The 18,486-nt window shown below is 38.3% G+C and carries 19 protein-coding genes and 1 pseudogene; 19 read left to right on the top strand and 1 reads right to left on the bottom strand.

Translation table 11 applies throughout. The annotated features are described in order from the left end of the window. Positions 1–168 precede the first annotated feature (168 nt). Entirely contained in the window at positions 169–1,218 is a 1,050-nt protein-coding gene (locus B7692_RS00450) for a DUF6287 domain-containing protein (protein ID WP_084929591.1), read from the bottom strand. 198 nt (positions 1,219–1,416) lie between these two features. On the opposite strand from B7692_RS00450, the pseudogene efeO reads away from it, so the two are divergent. From efeO to B7692_RS00355, 19 genes and pseudogenes are all read left to right on the top strand, one after another. Further along, a pseudogene (gene efeO / locus B7692_RS00445) lies at positions 1,417–2,289 on the top strand (iron uptake system protein EfeO). Positions 2,290–2,294: 5 nt separating this feature from the next. Continuing rightward, on the top strand, positions 2,295–3,509 hold the full coding sequence (efeB, locus tag B7692_RS00440) for an iron uptake transporter deferrochelatase/peroxidase subunit (RefSeq protein WP_084929590.1): 1,215 nt from the start codon (positions 2,295–2,297) through the stop codon (positions 3,507–3,509). Next, a complete protein-coding gene (locus B7692_RS00435; protein WP_084929589.1) occupies positions 3,484–5,172 on the top strand; it encodes an FTR1 family protein in 1,689 nt (562 codons plus the stop codon). Before efeB ends, B7692_RS00435 begins: the two co-directional genes overlap by 26 nt. Next, on the top strand, positions 5,173–5,904 hold the full coding sequence (gene tatC / locus B7692_RS00430) for a twin-arginine translocase subunit TatC (RefSeq protein ID WP_084929588.1): 732 nt from the start codon (positions 5,173–5,175) through the stop codon (positions 5,902–5,904). It begins immediately after the preceding gene. Beyond that, positions 5,888–6,058, top strand: a complete 171-nt coding sequence (gene tatA / locus B7692_RS00425; protein WP_000512112.1) for a twin-arginine translocase TatA/TatE family subunit — start codon at positions 5,888–5,890, stop codon at positions 6,056–6,058. Before tatC ends, tatA begins: the two co-directional genes overlap by 17 nt. A 337-nt stretch (positions 6,059–6,395) precedes the next feature. After that, on the top strand, positions 6,396–7,103 hold the full coding sequence (locus B7692_RS00420; RefSeq protein ID WP_084929587.1) for an IspD/TarI family cytidylyltransferase: 708 nt from the start codon (positions 6,396–6,398) through the stop codon (positions 7,101–7,103). Positions 7,104–7,107: 4 nt separating this feature from the next. Next, positions 7,108–8,130 carry a ribitol-5-phosphate dehydrogenase gene (locus B7692_RS00415; protein ID WP_000609878.1) on the top strand — a complete coding sequence of 341 codons (1,023 nt, stop codon included), beginning with the start codon at positions 7,108–7,110 and terminating at the stop codon, positions 8,128–8,130. 16 nt (positions 8,131–8,146) lie between these two features. Next, entirely contained in the window at positions 8,147–9,016 is an 870-nt protein-coding gene (locus B7692_RS00410; RefSeq protein ID WP_084929586.1) for a phosphotransferase family protein, read from the top strand. Continuing rightward, a complete protein-coding gene (locus B7692_RS00405; RefSeq protein ID WP_004269680.1) occupies positions 9,006–9,884 on the top strand; it encodes a DMT family transporter in 879 nt (292 codons plus the stop codon). Before B7692_RS00410 ends, B7692_RS00405 begins: the two co-directional genes overlap by 11 nt. An 11-nt stretch (positions 9,885–9,895) precedes the next feature. Continuing rightward, complete coding sequence (locus B7692_RS00400; RefSeq protein WP_084929585.1) at positions 9,896–10,585, top strand: sugar phosphate nucleotidyltransferase; 690 nt, start codon at positions 9,896–9,898, stop codon at positions 10,583–10,585. A 201-nt stretch (positions 10,586–10,786) separates the two neighbouring features. Further along, positions 10,787–11,263: a PTS sugar transporter subunit IIA gene (locus tag B7692_RS00395; RefSeq protein ID WP_000521974.1), complete on the top strand. Its 477-nt coding sequence runs from the start codon at positions 10,787–10,789 to the stop codon at positions 11,261–11,263. A 38-nt stretch (positions 11,264–11,301) separates the two neighbouring features. Next, entirely contained in the window at positions 11,302–11,607 is a 306-nt protein-coding gene (locus B7692_RS00390) for a PTS sugar transporter subunit IIB (protein ID WP_000590550.1), read from the top strand. Positions 11,608–11,654: 47 nt separating this feature from the next. After that, positions 11,655–13,130: a PTS galactitol transporter subunit IIC gene (locus B7692_RS00385; protein WP_084929584.1), complete on the top strand. Its 1,476-nt coding sequence runs from the start codon at positions 11,655–11,657 to the stop codon at positions 13,128–13,130. A 203-nt stretch (positions 13,131–13,333) separates the two neighbouring features. Beyond that, positions 13,334–14,230, top strand: coding sequence for an aldose 1-epimerase family protein (locus B7692_RS00380; RefSeq protein WP_084929583.1), 897 nt, complete (start codon positions 13,334–13,336; stop codon positions 14,228–14,230). Between the two features lie 285 nt (positions 14,231–14,515). Beyond that, on the top strand, positions 14,516–14,941 hold the full coding sequence (lacA, locus tag B7692_RS00375; protein WP_000029277.1) for a galactose-6-phosphate isomerase subunit LacA: 426 nt from the start codon (positions 14,516–14,518) through the stop codon (positions 14,939–14,941). Between the two features lie 30 nt (positions 14,942–14,971). After that, positions 14,972–15,487 carry a galactose-6-phosphate isomerase subunit LacB gene (gene lacB, locus B7692_RS00370; protein ID WP_001216913.1) on the top strand — a complete coding sequence of 172 codons (516 nt, stop codon included), beginning with the start codon at positions 14,972–14,974 and terminating at the stop codon, positions 15,485–15,487. A 10-nt stretch (positions 15,488–15,497) separates the two neighbouring features. Beyond that, positions 15,498–16,427: a tagatose-6-phosphate kinase gene (locus tag B7692_RS00365; RefSeq protein WP_084929582.1), complete on the top strand. Its 930-nt coding sequence runs from the start codon at positions 15,498–15,500 to the stop codon at positions 16,425–16,427. A gap of 1 nt (position 16,428) precedes the next feature. Further along, positions 16,429–17,409, top strand: coding sequence for a tagatose-bisphosphate aldolase (gene lacD, locus B7692_RS00360; RefSeq protein ID WP_084929581.1), 981 nt, complete (start codon positions 16,429–16,431; stop codon positions 17,407–17,409). 234 nt (positions 17,410–17,643) lie between these two features. Next, the gene (locus B7692_RS00355) at positions 17,644–18,480 is read left to right on the top strand and encodes a PRD domain-containing protein (RefSeq protein WP_084929580.1); all 837 of its coding nucleotides are present in this window, start codon (positions 17,644–17,646) and stop codon (positions 18,478–18,480) included. The last annotated feature ends 6 nt before the right edge of the window (positions 18,481–18,486 follow it).

Genomic DNA, 18,486 nt, shown 5'->3' with positions numbered 1-18,486 from the left:
ATGTTAAAAGTCTAATCTTTTTCAGAGTGAATTCATCAAGTATCGATAGGGATGTAGATGGAATAAAAATATAGGATAGATATTCTAAGAGCATAAGAATATTTATCCTATATGTGTTTATGAAAAGTTGCTAGATATTTTATGAGCTCGTTTAAGGGTTTACTAACACTATTCTACTTTATAGAAAAATCCCTCAGTACTACCATTGATAAGTTGGTGTCCAAACCATAAGCGGTCTTGTGTTGTATCAGATGGGTCAGTATAGCCATTATCTGGAGAAGAGGTGACAGACATGGTTAAAGGTGTTCCAGCTGGTAAAAAGGCAAGGGCAGAGCCACCAGCACCTCCATCTTTAGGAAGTATATTTGCCTTAAGGTAGTGGTCAATTTCTTTAGCATGTTCAATTGAAATTTTGGACTGATCACTTACTAACCCATTTTTGTCAAAAGTGAATTCAATACCTGTACGATTTTTCCAAGTTCCTGCGACACTAGAAAAATCCCCATTTTGAATTGCAGAAATATCCATCCCTTTGCTTTCTGACGGAAGGGAAGATTCTTCACTTATGAGACTTGTGACAGACTTCCAAGAGAAAGATCTTATGTCAAGGGAAGGTGGTTTTGTCCCCAGTCCCTCTTCTGTATCTGATTCGCTAATTAACTCTAACCGTGTTCCATCCTGATTTAACTTGTATAGTTTAACTTGGATTTGATTAGTAGATACACGGGTAGATAATTGGAAATAGCCATTTTCTAAAGGATTAAAATGTACTCGCTCTCCAATAAAGTCCAGATTGTTTTCTGCATTGGTCAGTCGAATAACTTCGTCATTTTTAAGAGTTCGAATGTCTAATAAATCGTAATAGTTAGAATCCATTTTTAGGGCAATCAAAAGTTCGTCCGTACCGTCTTGGTCTAAATCATACAAGCTATACTGTAATCCAGAATATTCTTTAGGATAAGTATTTTTTAAGTTTGCTTTTGAATTGACCTTTGTATGTGAAGTTGACGAACCATCTAATACTTTGGCATATTCTTTAAGGATAGGATTGTACAGGGTGTAGTCAGTTTTCTTTTCTTCCGATGTGGAAGAAGTGGAACTAGTACTTGAGGCAATCGCTTCAGAACTTGTTGCAGAAGTATTTTCACTCTGATGTTGGCAAGCCGTTAAAAGCAAGCTGGCAAGGCAGAGAGTAGTTAGGGATATGAATTTTTTCATAAAAATCAAGCTTTTCCTTCATAAGAGATTTATTTAGTTTACATTTTATCAATATTATATATAAATGTCTATATCTTGTAAGTGAATTTCAATGTTTCAAACATTAAATTATCTGAAAATTTATTGAAAAATGAGTGAAAACATGATATAATAAAACATAAAATTAATTCAGATTTCCTAAACTGATAGGAGTAAACAATGAAAAAACTAGGTTTTGTCCTTTTATCTTCAGCCTTGCTATTGACAGCTTGTGCTAATAATCAATCTAAGCCAAGCAATACAAGTGATTCGTCTAAGGTAACAGCCTTGTCTGAAGACAAGCAGAAAATGCTTGATAAGGCCACAGCTGACTATAAGACTTTTGTGCAAGAGTAAATTGATAAACTGTTGACAGATACAGAAGGCTTTGTCAAACTTTTGAAAGAAGGTAAGTTAGAAGAAGCAAAAAAGGTTTATCCACTGATTCGTATGTCTTATGAGCGTTCAGAACCAATTGCTGAAAGTTTTGGTGAGTCAGATGTCAAGATTGACTTCCGTTTGGCAGACTATATGGACGAAAACAAGACAGAAGAAGGTTGGTCAGGTTTCCACCGTATCGAACGCATCCTTTGGGAAGACAATACAACTAAAGGAACTGAAAGTTATGGCGATCAGTTGGTCAATGATATCAAGGAATTGAAAGCCAAGATTGCAACTGTAGATGTGGACTACAAGGTTATGTTGACTGGGGCAGTCGACTTGCTTAACGAAGTTGCAACAAGTAAGATTACAGGTGAAGAGGAAATTTATTCTCATACAGACTTGTATGACTTCCGTGCTAATATCGAAGGTGCTGAGAAGATTTTCCAACTCTTTAAACCTTTGCTTGAAAAATCAGACGCTAACCTAGTTAAAGAATTGGAAGCAGATTTCAAGTCTGTTAATGATTTGTTGGACAAACACATGACTGACAAAGAACACTACAAACTCTATACAGATTTGACAAAAGAAGATACCAAAGAATTGTCAGAAGCCGTGACAAAACTTGGTGAACCTCTATCACAAATGGGTAAATTTCTTAGTGGAGAATAAGAGTCATGACTGAAAAAGACGAAAAGTTTTTTGAAAAGAAAATGGACCGTCGAGAATTTCTAAAAAAAGCAGGGATTGGAGGGGCTGGTTTAGCGCTAGGACTCTCTGGTGCTTCTGCTTTTTTCGCACCTAAGCTAGGAAGTCAGGAAAAAATCTCGTACGGAAATGAAAAAATTGCTTTTTATGGCAAGCATCAAGCTGGGATTAGTACGCCCATGCAAAAGAATATCTATTTTGTTGTCTTGGATTTGCATACGACGGATAGAGATAAGATTATCCAGCTATTCAAGGATTGGACGGATTATAGTGCCAAGTTGGTTGAGGGGGAACTGGTCAAAAAAGATGGCCAGAATGCTCTCTTGCCTCCGAGCGATACTGGTGAAACAGTCGGGCTCAACCCTCATCGTTTGACGCTGACTTTTGGTGTGTCTGCAAGTTTCTTGAAAAAGATGAACTTGGAAAACAAGCGTCCTCAAGTGTTCAGGAATTTACCGCCTTTTCCTAAAGAGCAATTGCGTGAAAAATATACAGGTGGAGATATTGTGATTCAGGCCTGTGCAGATGATGAGCAGGTTGCATTTCATGCGATTCGCAATCTTATACGTAAGGGCAGAAATGCAGTGACCCTTCGTTGGAGTCAGTCTGGTTTTGCAGCTATCGGAGATCGAATGGAGACTCCGCGTAACCTCTTTGGTTTTAAGGATGGAACAGCAAATCCAACCAAGGAGCAGGACTTTGACCGCGTCATCTGGGCTGATAGTAAGGACTGGATGGAAAATGGTTCTTATATGGCAGTTCGTCGAATTCAGATGTTTTTAGAGACCTGGGACCGCACTAGTCTTGAAGAACAAGAAAATACCTTTGGTCGTTACAAGGAAAGTGGTGCCCCTTTTGGTAAGAAGAATGAGTTTGATGAAGTAGATTTGAGTCTCTTACCAGATGATTCGCATGTCCGTTTGGCTAAGGAAGTAGACAAGCCCCTTTTGCGTCGTTCTTATTCTTACTCTGATGGAATTGATGAAAAGACTGGTCAGTTTGATACAGGCTTGCTCTTCATTTCTTTCCAGAAGGATCCAGATAACTTTGTCAAGGTTCAAACCAATCTAGGTGCTACTGATAAGATGAATGAATATATCACTCACATCGGTAGCGGCCTCTTTGCTTGCTTTGGTGGTGTGGAGAAAGGAGGCTACATTGGTCAGAAATTATTGGAAGGCTAGAAGCTGGTTCTTGGTTTTAGCTTTGTCACTTTTAATTCTTTCCCCAGTAGATGCCCAAGAAAGCTTGAGTTCTTACTTTGTGAAAATCACAGATGCGTCCAAAGCAGTCAAAAATGGGAATCAGTCTGAGGCACAGAATCTCGTTAAAGAGATGGCATCAGATTTCGAAAGAGTAGAAGATAGCAATTCTGAAGCTGGTAAGGTTGTTAAGGAAAAGTTAGCTCAATCAGGTGCTATCACTGAAGACAAACTCACCGAACTTTCTGCAGCCTTATTGGCCTTTGAAAAAGAACAAAATCCTGTTGATTTAGATGCGGAAAAGGAAAAATTGGTAAACCGTCTAAGTCCTCGTTTTGAAGCCTTAGAGCAGGCCATTACCTCCAAAGATTTGGAAAAGGTTCGAGAAGCCTTTAAGAAAATGAATTCCACTTGGACCATCAATGAAAGTGTGGTTCGTGACAATAGTACAGCCCATTATGGCCGTGTTGAAACAGCTATTTCCTTCTTACGTAGTAGTATGGAAACCGAGCCTACAGACTTTAACTCCATCCAGAATTCCTTCGAGGACTTAAAAAAGGCTATTGATGATTTTGTAAGCGGAAAAGAAGTTGCAGAAGCATCTTCTGATTTAAGTCTCAAAGATGGTATTGCTCTTTTGAAGAAAGCTTTGGAACAATTCCAAGCTGGTGACCAAGCATCAGGAGCAGCCAGTATGAAGGAATTTATTACTATCTGGCCAACGATTGAAGGTTCTGTTAGCACGACCAATCCTTCCCTCTATACTCGAGTGGAAAGCGAAAGCCCTGTGATTATGGTCAAGGGAAGCGAAAAGGAATACCAAGAAAAATTAGAAAAACTGATTGCAGATTTATCACAAATTGATACCAGTGCACGTTACAATGCCTTTGATGCCATGCTCATTCTCCTAAGAGAAGGTGTGGAGGCTCTCTTAATCGTTATGGCCTTGGTAACGATCTTGAAAGCAGCTAAGATGCGTAAAGGACTCAAGTGGGTTTATAGTGGTGCTATCACTGGAATTATGACCAGTCTGGTCATTGCTTTCATCCTGCAAATAGCTTTTCCAGCAGTAACATCGAGCTCCAATCGTGAAATCATCGAAGGAGCAGTTGGGATTTTTGCAGTTGCTATGATGATTTTGATTGGAATCTGGCTTCACAGCAAATCCTCGGTCAAAAAATGGAATACCTTTATGGAGTCACAAATGGAAACAGTGACCAAGACAGGCTCCTTTATTTCCATGTTTGCTCTCAGTTTTCTAGCTGTTTTCCGTGAGGGAGCAGAAACCATTCTCTTTTATGTTGGAATTTTACCAAGAATTTCTAGTTTTGAATTTGTCTTAGGAATTTCACTTGCCTTGCTGGTCCTGGTAATTATTGCAATCGTGATGAATAAGGCCAGTCAATTCTTCCTACCTCATAAGGTCTTCTTTATCCTTACTTGGATGATTTATGCTTTGGCATTCAAGATGCTGGGAGTGAGTGTCCATGCTCTTCAGTTGACCAATATGGCACCAAATCACTTGCTGACAGGATTTCCAACTATCGATTTGCTTGGAATTTATCCAAGTTGGGAAGGTTTGGTTAGCCAGCTAGTCTTTGTTATTATTGTCTTGATTGTCACTTTCAGACAGGGTGAAAAATAAATGGATAGAAAAGAATTGACAATCGTTGAACATCTGGTAGAATTTAGAAAGAGATTATTGGCTGTAGTCATTTGTTTCTTCTTGGTATTCTGTGTTTCTCTGCTTTTTGCAGACCAGATTTACCAGTATGTGACCCAAGCTTTTCAGCAAAAGTTGATTGTTTTAGGCCCTAATGATATTTTATGGATATACATACGTTTGGCTAGTCTGATGGCCTTTACCATCACCTTGCCTTACACAGTGTATCATATTTGGTCTTTCATCAAACCCGGTTTAAAGAAGGAAGAAGCTAGAGCAGTTTTTGCCTATATTCCAGCTAGTTTCCTTTGTTTTCTAGTTGGACTGGCTTTTGGTTTTTACTTTGTAACACCAGCCTTACTTCAGGTTTTATTAGGGCTAGGAGAAGGACTATTTGAGACGCAGTTAACCGCCCAAAATTATCTGTCCTTTGTTTTTCAAACGACCTTGCCCTTGGCCCTGATTTTTGAATTGCCAGTTATCATTGCCTTTTTGACGTCGATTGGACTCATTGGGCCAGAATTATTGATTGCTTATCGCCGATATGCTTATTTTATCTTATTGGTACTCGCAGTCATCTTGACACCAGCTGACTTTGTCAGCGATTTGGCAATGACTGCCCCCTTGATATTACTCTATGAATTAAGTATTGCCATCAGCAAACACATTATGAAACGCAAGCAGAAAGGAGAGAAAAATGGGAATCTTACGTGATATCGGAGCACCAGGATTGATTATCATCGTTTTAGGAGCTCTCTTAATCTTTGGACCAAAACGATTGCCTGAACTAGGCGAATCAATTGGTAAAATGTTATCTGAATTTAAAAAAGCAGTTAAAGGAACTGAAAATCAAGATAAGGAAGATTAAGACTGGTGAGTTTTACTAAAAAATAAGAAGTTAGGAAGTGTGTCTCTGTCAGACAATTTACCATTTCCTAGCTTTTTCTTGTATTAAGAAAATATAAATTTAAGTTTTCTTTAAGGAAATTATATTATTCTGAAGAACTCTAAAATTTCACAGCCATTTATTAGTAATGACTACAGAATTCCTAGTCACTACTAGAAAAGGACTAGTTTCTTTGAATAATGGAACTGCATAATCCTCCTATTCTAGAACGGGATGACTAGTATTTCTTTTATGATAGGACTAGATTGTGGTATAATAGAGAGAGTAAGTTTTTTTAGTAAGACAAAGGAGAAAATAGATGATTTATGCAGGAATTCTTGCTGGTGGAACTGGCACACGTATGGGAATCAGTAACTTGCCAAAACAATTTTTAGAGCTAGGTGATCGACCTATCTTGGTTCATACAATTGAAAAATTTGTCTTGGAACCAAGCATTGAAAAAATTGTAGTTGGTGTTCATGGAGACTGGGTTTCTCATGCAGAGGATCTTGTAGATAAATATCTGCCTCTTCATAAGGATCGTATCATCATTACAAAAGGTGGTGCTGACCGTAATACAAGTATTGAGAAAATCATTGAAGCCATTGATGCTTATCGTCCGCTTACTCCAGAGGATATCGTTGTTACCCACGATTCTGTTCGTCCATTTATTACGCTTCGCATGATTCAGGACAATATCCAACTTGCCCAAAATCATGACGCAGTGGACACAGTAGTTGAAGCGGTAGATACTATCGTTGAAAGTACCAATGGTCAATTCATTACAGATATTCCAAATCGTGCTCACCTTTATCAAGGACAAACACCTCAAACATTCCGTTGCAAGGACTTCATGGACCTTTATGGCTCTCTTTCTGCTGAAGAGAAGGAAATTTTGACAGATGCATGTAAAATCTTTGTGATCAAAGGAAAAGATGTGGCCTTAGCCAAAGGTGAATACTCAAATCTGAAGATTACAACCGTAACAGATTTGAAGATTGCAAAAAGTATGATTGAGAAAGACTAGTAAAATGATTAATCAAATTTATCAACTAACTAAGCCTAAGTTTATCAATGTCAAATATCAGGAAGAGGCTATTGACCAAGAGAATCATATCCTCATCCGTCCTAATTATATGGCGGTCTGTCATGCGGATCAGCGTTACTACCAAGGAAAACGTGATCCCAAGATTTTGAATAAAAAGCTTCCAATGGCAATGATTCACGAGTCATGTGGAACCGTTATTTCTGACCCTACAGGAACCTACGAGGTTGGTCAAAAAGTTGTCATGATTCCCAATCAGCCTCCTATGCAGAGTGATGAAGAATTCTATGAAAACTACATGACAGGAACCCATTTCTTGTCTAGTGGCTTTGATGGCTTTATGAGAGAGTTTGTTTCTCTCCCTAAAGATCGTGTGGTGGCTTATGATGCTATCGAAGATACGGTTGCAGCCATTACAGAGTTTGTCAGTGTCGGCATGCACGCTATGAATCGTCTATTGACTCTTGCTCATAGCAAGCGGGACCGAATCGCCGTTATCGGAGATGGCAGTTTAGCATTTGTGGTTGCCAATATTATCAACTATACTCTACCAGAAGCAGAGATTGTGGTTATTGGTCGTCATTGGGAAAAGTTGGAACTTTTCTCATTTGCCAAAGAATGCTATATTACTGATAATATTCCTGAAGATTTGGCCTTTGACCATGCTTTTGAGTGTTGTGGTGGTGATGGTACTGGACCAGCTATTAATGATTTGGTTCGCTATATTCGTCCTCAGGGAACGATTCTTATGATGGGAGTTAGTGAGTATAAAGTCAATCTCAATACACGCGATGCTTTAGAAAAAGGCTTGCTCTTGGTTGGGTCCTCTCGTTCTGGTCGCATTGATTTTGAAAATGCAATCCAAATGATGGAAGTCAAGAAATTTGCCAATCGTCTTAAAAATATCCTTTATCTAGAAGAACCTGTAAGAGAAATTAAAGATATTCACCGTGTCTTTGCTACCGACTTAAACACAGCCTTTAAAACCGTGTTTAAGTGGGAAGTATAGGTGCTGGAGGTTAATTGTGGAGAAAATCATTAAAGAAAAAATTTCTTCCTTACTTAGTCAAGAAGAGGAAATCCTCAGTGTTGAACAACTGGGGGGAATGACCAATCAAAACTATTTGGTCAAAACAACAAATAAGCAATACATTGTTAAATTCTTTGGTAAAGGGACAGAAAAGCTGATCAATCGTCAAGATGAAAAGTACAATCTTGAACTACTAAAGGATTTAGACTTAGATGTAAAAAATTATCTTTTTGATATTGAAGCTGGTATCAAAGTAAATGAGTATATCGAATCTGCGATTACGCTTGATTCAACGTCAATCAAGACCAAATTTGACAAAATTGCTCCAATATTACAAACTATTCATGCTTCTGGCAAGGAATTAAGAGGAGAATTTGCTCCTTTTGAAGAAATCAAAAAATACGAATCCTTAATTGAAGAAAAAATCCCGTATGCTAACTATGAAGCAGTTAGAGAAGAAGTCTTCTCCTTAGAGAAAAGACTGACTGACTTAGGTGTTGACAGAAAATCTTGTCATATCGATTTGGTGCCTGAAAACTTTATCGAATCACCTCAAGGACGACTTTATCTGATTGACTGGGAATATTCATCAATGAACGATCCAATGTGGGATTTGGCGGCCCTCTTTTTAGAATCTGAATTCACTCCTCAAGAGGAAGAAGCCTTCTTATCTCACTATGAGAGTGAGCAAACACCTGTCTCTCGTGAAAAGATTGCCATTTATAAAATTTTGCAAGATGCTATTTGGAGTCTATGGACAGTCTACAAAGAAGAGCAAGGTGCAGATTTTGGTGACTATGGTGTGAGTCGTTACCAAAGAGCTGTTAAAGGTCTGGCTAATTATGGAGGTTCAGATGAAAAATAAAAATGGAGTTTCTTTTGGTCTACTCTCAGGTATTTTTTGGGGTTTAGGTCTAACGATTAGTGCTTATATCTTTTCAATTTTTACTGACTTGTCGCCCTTTGTGGTGGCCGCTGCTCACGATTTCTTGAGTATCTTTATCTTACTAGCTTTTCTCTTGGTAAAAGAAGGAAAAGTTCGTCTCTCAATTTTCTTAAATATTCGCAATGTTAGTGTGATCATCGGAGCCTTGCTAGCAGGCCCTATTGGTATGCAGGCCAATCTTTATGCGGTTAAGTATATCGGAAGTTCCTTAGCTTCATCTGTATCGGCTATTTACCCTGCGATTTCAGTTTTATTGGCTTTCTTCTTTTTGAAGCACAAGATTTCGAAAAATACTGTATTTGGTATTGTCTTGATTATTGGAGGGATTATTGCCCAGACCTATAAGGTTGAACAGGTCAATTCCTTCTATATTGGGATTCTCTGTGCTTTGGTTTGTGCTATTGCATGGGGAAGCGAAAGTGTTCTTAGCTCTTTTGCCATGGAAAGTGAATTGAGTGAAATCGAAGCCCTCTTAATCCGTCAAGTGACTTCATTCTTGTCCTATCTAGTGATTGTGCTCTTCTCTCATCAGTCATTTGCAGAAGTAGCTAATGGACAATTGCTAGGTCTTATGATTGTCTTTGCAGCCTTTGATATGATTTCCTATTTGGCTTATTATATCGCTATCAATCGCTTGCAACCAGCCAAGGCTACAGGCTTGAACGTGAGTTATGTAGTTTGGACTGTCTTGTTTGCAGTTGTTTTCTTGGGTGCACCGCTAGATATGCTGACAATTATTACGTCACTTGTCGTCATTGCTGGAGTTTATATTATTATTAAAGAATAAAGGAGATTCGTGTGAAAGCCATTATCTTAGCAGCGGGCTTGGGAACTCGCTTGCGTCCTATGACTGAAAATACCCCTAAAGCCTTGGTTCAGGTTAATCAAAAACCTTTGATTGAATACCAAATTGAGTTTTTAAAAGAAAAAGGAATCGATGACATCATCATCATCGTTGGTTACCTTAAAGAACAATTCGATTACTTAAAAGAAAAATATGGAGTTCGCCTCGTTTTCAATGATAAATACGCTGACTACAATAACTTTTACTCTCTCTATCTTGTAAAAGAAGAATTGGCCAACAGCTATGTTATTGATGCAGATAACTATCTCTTTAAAAATATGTTCCGCAATGATTTGACACGTTCGACTTATTTTAGTGTTTATCGTGAAGATTGTACCAACGAATGGTTCTTGGTCTATGGAGATGACTACAAGGTTCAAGACATTATTGTTGATAGCAAAGCTGGTCGCATTCTTAGTGGTGTATCCTTCTGGGATGTTCCAACTGCCGAAAAGATTGTCAGCTTTATCGACAAGGCTTATGCAAGTGGCGAATTTGTTGATCTCTACTGGGACAATATGGTTAAGGATAACATCAAAGAGCTAGATGTCTATGTTGAAGAATTAGAAGGCAATAGCATCTATGAAATCGATAGTGTCAAAGACTACCATAAATTAGAAGAAATTCTTAAAAACGAAAATTAAAGATTCCAACATCTGGCTGAAATAGTCGGATGTTTTTTACTTCACTTCCCTTTAGTTTGATATTTTTAATAAATGTTTGAAATATGGTTGTTAAATATAAATAAAACAAAAAATGAACAAAAAACAACAGAAAATATTGACAACGATTTCATATAGTGTTATACTTATAGCATAAAGTTAATGGAAAGAAGGGAAAACCTTATGGGATTAGATCATTTCTTTGACAAAAACCTTGTGTTTTGCTTAGAAGCGGATAATCAAGAACATCTCTTTGATCAGGTTGCAACTTTATTGGAAGAACGAGAAATCGTAACTCCAACTTATCGTGAAGCCTTGATCACGCGTGAAAAGTCATTTCCAACTGGCCTAGATATGGAATTTTTGGGTAAGGATTTGCCGAATGTGGCTATTCCTCATACAGATATTGTTCATAATCTAGCTGAAAAAGTTGTGGTCGTTCGATTAGAAAAACCAGTGACCTTCCACAATATGATTGCGCCAGATAAGGAAGTAGAAGTATCCTTACTCTTCTTTATCATTAATAACTCAAGTTCAAGTCAAACGAACATTCTTGCTCAGTTGATGGACTTCTTTACTGGAAATGGTCATCTTGAAGACCTATCAAAAATTTCTGAACCAGAAGCCCTCTATGCTTATATTGCTGAAGCAATTGCTTAATCTTGTCTATTAAAAATATTAAATCGGAGGAAATCCATATGATTAAAATTCTTGCTGCCTGCGGTGCAGGTGTTAACTCAAGCCACCAAATTAAAAGTGCTCTTGAAGAAGAACTTTCAAACCGTGGTTACGATGTGCACTGTGATGCAGTCATGGTCAAAGACGTTAACGAAGACCTTATCAAAGGTTATGACATCTTCACACCAATTGCTGCGACAGACCTTGGTTTTGACCCAGGTATTCCAGTTATCGAAGCTGGACCAATCTTATTCCGTATCCCAGCTATGAGTGCTCCAGTATATGATAATATTGAAGCAGCTATTAAAGAACACGGGTTAAGCTAATTTTAATTTGTTAACATTCATATAACATAAAAAAGGGAGGAACTGTTATGGATGCAATCTTTGGCCTAATCAAAGAATTTTTCACACCTATCTTAGATATGGGTGGTCCTGTCATCATGTTGATCATTTTGACAATATTGGCTTTACTTTTTGGAGTGAAATTCTCCAAAGCGCTTGAAGGTGGTATCAAACTTGCCATCGCTCTTACAGGTATCGGTGCCATCATCGGTATGCTAAATGGTGCTTTCTCAGCATCACTTGCAAAATTCGTTGAAAACACTGGTATCCAATTGAGTATCACTGACGTTGGTTGGGCACCACTTGCAACAATCACTTGGGGATCTGCTTGGACACTTTACTTCTTGCTTATCATGTTGATTGTCAACGTAGTAATGCTTGCTATGAAGAAAACTGATACACTTGATGTCGATATCTTCGATATCTGGCACTTGTCTATCACAGGTCTTTTGATTAAATGGTATGCAGACAACAACGGTGTGAGCCAAGGGGTTTCACTCTTTATTGCTACAGCAGCTATCGTCCTTGTTGGTGTGTTGAAAATTATCAACTCTGACTTGATGAAACCTACATTTGATGACCTTCTTAACGCTCCAAGTTCATCACCAATGACATCAACTCACATGAACTACATGATGAACCCAGTTATCATGGTTTTGGATAAGATTTTTGAAAAATTCTTCCCAGGTCTTGATAAATATGACTTTGATGCTGCTAAATTGAACAAAAAAATCGGTTTCTGGGGTTCTAAATTCTTCATCGGTTTCATTCTTGGTATTGTTATCGGTATTATGGGAACTCCACATCCAATTGAAGGTGTTGCAGATGCAGATAAATGGCGTCTTGTTATCAAAGGATGGTTGTCTCTTGGTTTGACAGCCGGTGTATCTTTGGAACTCTTCTCACTTATCGGTTCATGGTTCATCGCTGCCGTAGAACCACTTTCACAAGGTATTACAAACGTTGCTACTAAACGTCTTCAAGGACGTAAATTCAACATCGGTCTTGACTGGCCTTTCATCGCTGGTCGTGCTGAAATCTGGGCTTGTGCCAACGTACTTGCACCAATCATGTTGATTGAAGCTGTGCTTCTTTCAAAAGTTGGAAATGGTATCTTGCCACTTGCAGGTATCATCGCTATGGGTGTTACTCCAGCTCTCTTGGTTGTAACACGTGGTAAATTGCTCCGTATGATTATCTTCGGAACACTCTTGTTGCCACTCTTCCTTCTTTCAGGTACACTTATCGCACCATTTGCAACAGAACTTGCTAAAGGTGTAGGTGCCTTCCCAGCAGGTGTGAGTGAAACTCAATTGATTACTCACTCAACTCTTGAAGGACCAATCGAAAAACTTCTTGGTTGGACAATTGGTAACACTACAACTGGTGATATCAAAGCAATCCTTGGTGCTGTAGTCTTCCTTGTATTCTATATCGGTATCTTTGCTTGGTACAGAAAACAAATGATCAAACGTAATGAAGAGTACGCAGCAAAAGCAAAATAATGCGCTCCTATAAAATGTAAGCTCAATGAAAATCAAAGAGCAAACTAGGAAGCTAGCCGCAGGCTGTACTAAAGTACGGCAAGGCGACGCTGACGAAGTTTGAATTGGATTTTCGCAGAGTGTAAATTGTTGAAACTAGGTTGTCATACCATTAGGAGTGACAGCCTAGTTTTTTATAAACTATCAAGAAATCGGAGAAAATAATGGTAATTGAATTAAAATCAGAACAATTAAGAGTTGAATTTAACAGTTTTGGTGGGGCTCTTTCTTCTATAAAAGATGCCGAGGGAGTTGAGTATTTGTGGCAAGGAGATGCTACTTATTGGAGTGGACAAGCTCCTGTTCTCTTCCCCATTTGTGGTTCATTGAGAGAGGATACAGCACTTTATATAGATGATAATGGACAAGAAATCAAAGGAAAGATTCCTCGTCATGGTTTGGTTCGTAAGAAAGAATTTGGATTAGTTGAACAGACAGATAATAGTGTAACTTTTGCAATTGAAGACGATGAGAATAGCTATCAGAACTACCCTTATCATTTCCGCTTAGAAATCACTTATATCCTTACTGGAAAGACAGTACGGACTCAATACAAGATTTTCAATAAAGAAACTAGCAAGGTCATGCCTTACTTTATTGGTGGACATCCAGGATTTAATTGTCCTCTGCTTGATGATGAAGTCTATGAAGATTATTATCTAGAGTTTGAGAAAGAAGAGACTTGCTCTGTTCCACGTCCTTTCCCAGAAACAGGTATGTTGGATTTCCAAGATAGAAGTCCATGGCTAGAAGGTCAAAAAGAATTAGACCTCAGCTATGATCTTTTCAGCACAGATGCAGTTACCTTAGATGAATTGCAATCTAGAACAATTGCCCTTCGTTCTCGTAAACATGATAAGGGATTGAAAGTCCACTTTGCAGAGTTTCCAAACCTCATTATCTGGTCAACTTTGAATAAAGGTCCTTTCATTGCTTTTGAACCATGGTCTGGCTTGTCAACATCCCTTGAAGAAGGAGATCATCTAGAAGATAAGAAGAATGTTCTTCTCCTAGAACCTGGTCAAGTGGATCAAATTGGTTTTGATATCGAAATTTTTTAGATTAAAAAACACAAAAACAAACATTAACTGTTGACTTTTTCGTAAAATAGGAGTATATTATGTTTGTAAGCAACAAATGATGTTTGTAATAAACAAACAATCACTTGTTATATTCTCTTGCGTGGAGAAGGATTATTTCTAGGGAACTGGTTTCCTAAACTTGAATAAGGTGTCATTCATCTCATTCAATCCAATTTGTCAATAAACTGCTAGAAAACTTTTTGTAGGTAAACTGCTAACTGTTAAAGTTTTTACTAGCCTAGAAAAATAAAAGGAGTATACAATATGTCTATTGTTATCGGTGCAGATGCTGCAGGTTTGAGATTGAAAGAAGTTGTGAAAGACTTCTTGGAAAAAGAAAACTTCCACGTTGTGGATGTTACAGCTGAAGGTCAAGACTTTGTTGATGTGACTCTTGCTGTTGCTGCAGAAGTAAACAAAGAAGAACAAAACCTTGGTATCGTGATTGATGCTTACGGTGCTGGTCCATTTATGGTCGCAACTAAGATCAAAGGAATGGTTGCTGCAGAAGTATCTGACGAACGTTCAGCTTATATGACTCGTGGACACAACAACTCACGTATGATCACTATGGGCGCACAACTTGTCGGTGATGAATTGGCTAAAAACATCGCTAAAGGATTTGTTAACGGTAAATACGATGGTGGACGTCACCAAATTAGGGTCGACATGTTGAACAAAATGTGCTAATTAGATTACAGTAAGAAAGGTAAGTTAAAAATGAGAATTGCAATTGGATGTGACCACATCGTAACAGATGAAAAAATGGCGGTTTCAGAATTTTTGAAATCAAAAGGATATGAAGTTATTGACTTTGGTACATATGACCATACACGTACTCACTACCCAATCTTTGGTAAAAAAGTAGGGGAAGCTGTAACTAGTGGTCAAGCTGATCTTGGAGTATGTATCTGTGGTACTGGTGTTGGTATCAACAATGCTGTAAATAAAGTTCCAGGTGTCCGTTCTGCCTTGGTTCGTGATATGACAACAGCCCTTTATGCTAAAGAGCAATTGAACGCTAACGTTATCGGTTTTGGTGGTAAGATTACTGGTGAATTGCTCATGTGTGATATCATCGAAGCTTTCATCCATGCTGAATACAAACCATCTGAAGAAAACAAAAAATTGATTGCGAAAATTGAACACGTTGAAAGTCACAATGCTCAACAAACAGACGCAAACTTCTTCACTGAATTCCTTGAAAAATGGGATCGCGGAGAATACCACGACTAAGAGGTGACCTATGATTTTAACAGTCACAATGAACCCATCCATTGATATTTCCTATCCTTTGGATGAGTTGAAGATTGATACTGTCAATCGTGTGGTGGATGTAACCAAAACGGCTGGTGGTAAGGGACTCAATGTTACCCGAGTACTTTCAGAATTTGGGGATTCTGTTCTTGCTACTGGTTTAGTTGGTGGTAAACATGGTGAGTTTTTGGTTGAACATATCGATGATCAAGTAAAGAAAGATTTCTTCTCAATTCAGGGAGAAACTCGGAACTGTATCGCTATTCTTCACGGAGATAACCAAACAGAAGTTCTTGAAAAAGGTCCTGAAGTATTGGAACAGGAAGGTCAAGACTTTTTGGAACATTTCAAAAAACTCTTGGGCTCAGTTGAAGTAGTAGCCATCTCAGGTAGTCTGCCAGCTGGTCTTCCAGTTGATTACTATGCGAGCTTGGTAGAACTTGCTAATCAAGCTGGCAAGCCTGTTGTTTTGGACTGCTCTGGTGCGGCACTTCAGGCGGTTCTTGAATCACCACATAAACCAACAGTCATCAAACCAAATAATGAGGAATTATCTCAGCTTTTTGGAAGAGAAGTTTCTGAGGATTTGGATGAATTAAACGAAGTTCTTCAAGAACCTTTGTTTGCAGGTATTGAATGGATTATCGTTTCACTTGGTGCCAACGGTGCTTTTGCCAAACATGGTGACACTTTCTACAAGGTGGATATTCCTAGAATCCATGTAGTCAATCCTGTCGGATCTGGAGACTCTACTGTGGCAGGGATTTCTTCAGGTCTTCTTCATAAAGAATCGGATGCAGAATTACTCATCAAGGCAAATGTCCTTGGTATGCTCAATGCTCAAGAAAAAATGACTGGTCATGTCAACATGGCCAACTATCAAGCTCTATATGATCAATTAATAGTAAAAGAGGTATAAAATGGCTTTAACAGAACAAAAACGTGCACGCTTAGAAAAACTTTCTGATGAAAATGGTATCATCTCAGCTCTTGCATTTGACCAACGTGGTGCTTTGAAACGCCTCATGGCTCAACACCAAACAGAAGAACCAACTGTGGCTCAAATGGAAGAACTCAAAGTCTTGGTAGCAGATGAATTGACTAAATATGCTTCATCTATGCTTCTTGACCCTGAGTATGGACTTCCAGCAACTAAAGCTCTTGATGAAAAAGCTGGACTTCTCCTTGCTTATGAAAAAACAGGTTATGACACAACAAGCACAAAACGCTTGCCAGACTGCTTGGATGTTTGGTCTGCAAAACGTATTAAAGAAGAAGGCGCAGATGCAGTTAAATTCTTGCTTTACTATGATGTAGATAGCTCAGACGAACTCAACCAAGAAAAACAAGCTTACATCGAACGCATCGGTTCTGAGTGTGTGGCTGAAGATATCCCATTCTTCCTTGAAATCCTTGCTTACGATGAAAAAATTGCGGACGCTGGTTCTGTAGAATATGCGAAAGTAAAACCACACAAAGTTATCGGCGCTATGAAAGTCTTCTCAGACCCGCGCTTTAACATTGATGTCTTGAAAGTAGAAGTTCCTGTTAACATTAAATATGTTGAAGGCTTCGCTGAAGGTGAAGTGGTTTATACACGTGAAGCAGCAGCAGCCTTCTTCAAAGCACAAGATGAAGCAACTAACTTGCCATACATCTACTTGAGTGCTGGTGTATCAGCTAAACTCTTCCAAGATACTCTTGTATTTGCCCATGAATCAGGTGCAAACTTTAACGGAGTTCTTTGTGGCCGTGCAACATGGGCTGGATCAGTTGAAGCTTACATCAAAGATGGTGAAGCAGCAGCTCGTGAATGGCTTCGCACAACTGGATTTGAAAACATTGACGAACTCAACAAAGTTCTTCAAACAACAGCGACTTCATGGAAAGAACGCGTGTAAGAAAGCCCTCCTAGGTTAGGAACATGAATCTAAAAAAATTTTAAAAAAAGTTTTATGTAAAGGTTTACAAAATAACTTACTTGTGCTATACTTAAATCACAAGTTAATACAAGGTGAGTGTTACTAAGTAATATTAGGCATGATCACAGGTGAATTAGAAATCGGCTGATTTTCTAGTTCATTTGTGGTCATTTTTTGTACTCATATACCTTTAAGATATAAAAGGAGGTTGACATGTATCGAATTCTAAATCCAATGAATCACAATGTCTCGCTTGTCAGAAACGATAAAGGAGAAGAAGTGATTGTGATTGGTAAGGGGATTGCATTTGGAAAGAAGAAAGGGGATTTGATTGCTGAACAGCAGGTTGAGAAAATCTTTCGGATGAAGACCGAAGAGTCCAGAGAAAACTTTATGGCTCTCCTCAAAGATGTTCCGCTTGATTTTATCACAGTGACCTATGAAATCATTGATAAGCTATCAAAGAAATATCATTATCCGATTCAAGAGTATCTCTACGTAACATTGACAGATCATATTTACTGTTCTTACCAAGCTCTAGCACAAGGAAGGTACAAGGATAGTAATCTGCCAGATATTTCCACTAAGTATCCTGTCGCTTTTCAAATCGCAAATGAAGCATTTGAAATTTACCGTCAGAAGCTAGCAGATCATTTTCCTGAGGACGAAATTATTCGGATTGCTTATCATTTCATTAATGCCGAAGGTGAAAATGAAGTGGAACTTGTGGAGTCGATTGATAAGAGGAAAGAAATTCTCAGGAATGTTGAAGAAGTGTTAAAGGGTTATGCAATTCAACGAACTAACGAGAATAATCATTTCTATGATCGTTTTATGATTCATTTGAATTATTTCTTGGATTATTTAGACAGATCTAGAGATGATAACCAATCACTTCTGGATATGGAAGATCATATTAAACAATCCTATCCAAAAGCGTTCGAGATTGGTTCCAAGATCTATGATGTGATTACGCAACATACGGGTCTTGATTTGTATAAAAGTGAACGAGTTTATCTAGTTCTACATATCCAACGTTTATTGTCATAAAAATTT

It is taken from the genome of Streptococcus mitis, assembly GCF_002096925.1.
In the GTDB taxonomy this organism is placed as follows: domain Bacteria; phylum Bacillota; class Bacilli; order Lactobacillales; family Streptococcaceae; genus Streptococcus; species Streptococcus mitis_AF.
Note: the sequence above shows the minus strand (reverse complement) of the source record. Positions and strands in the feature narration are given on the sequence as shown.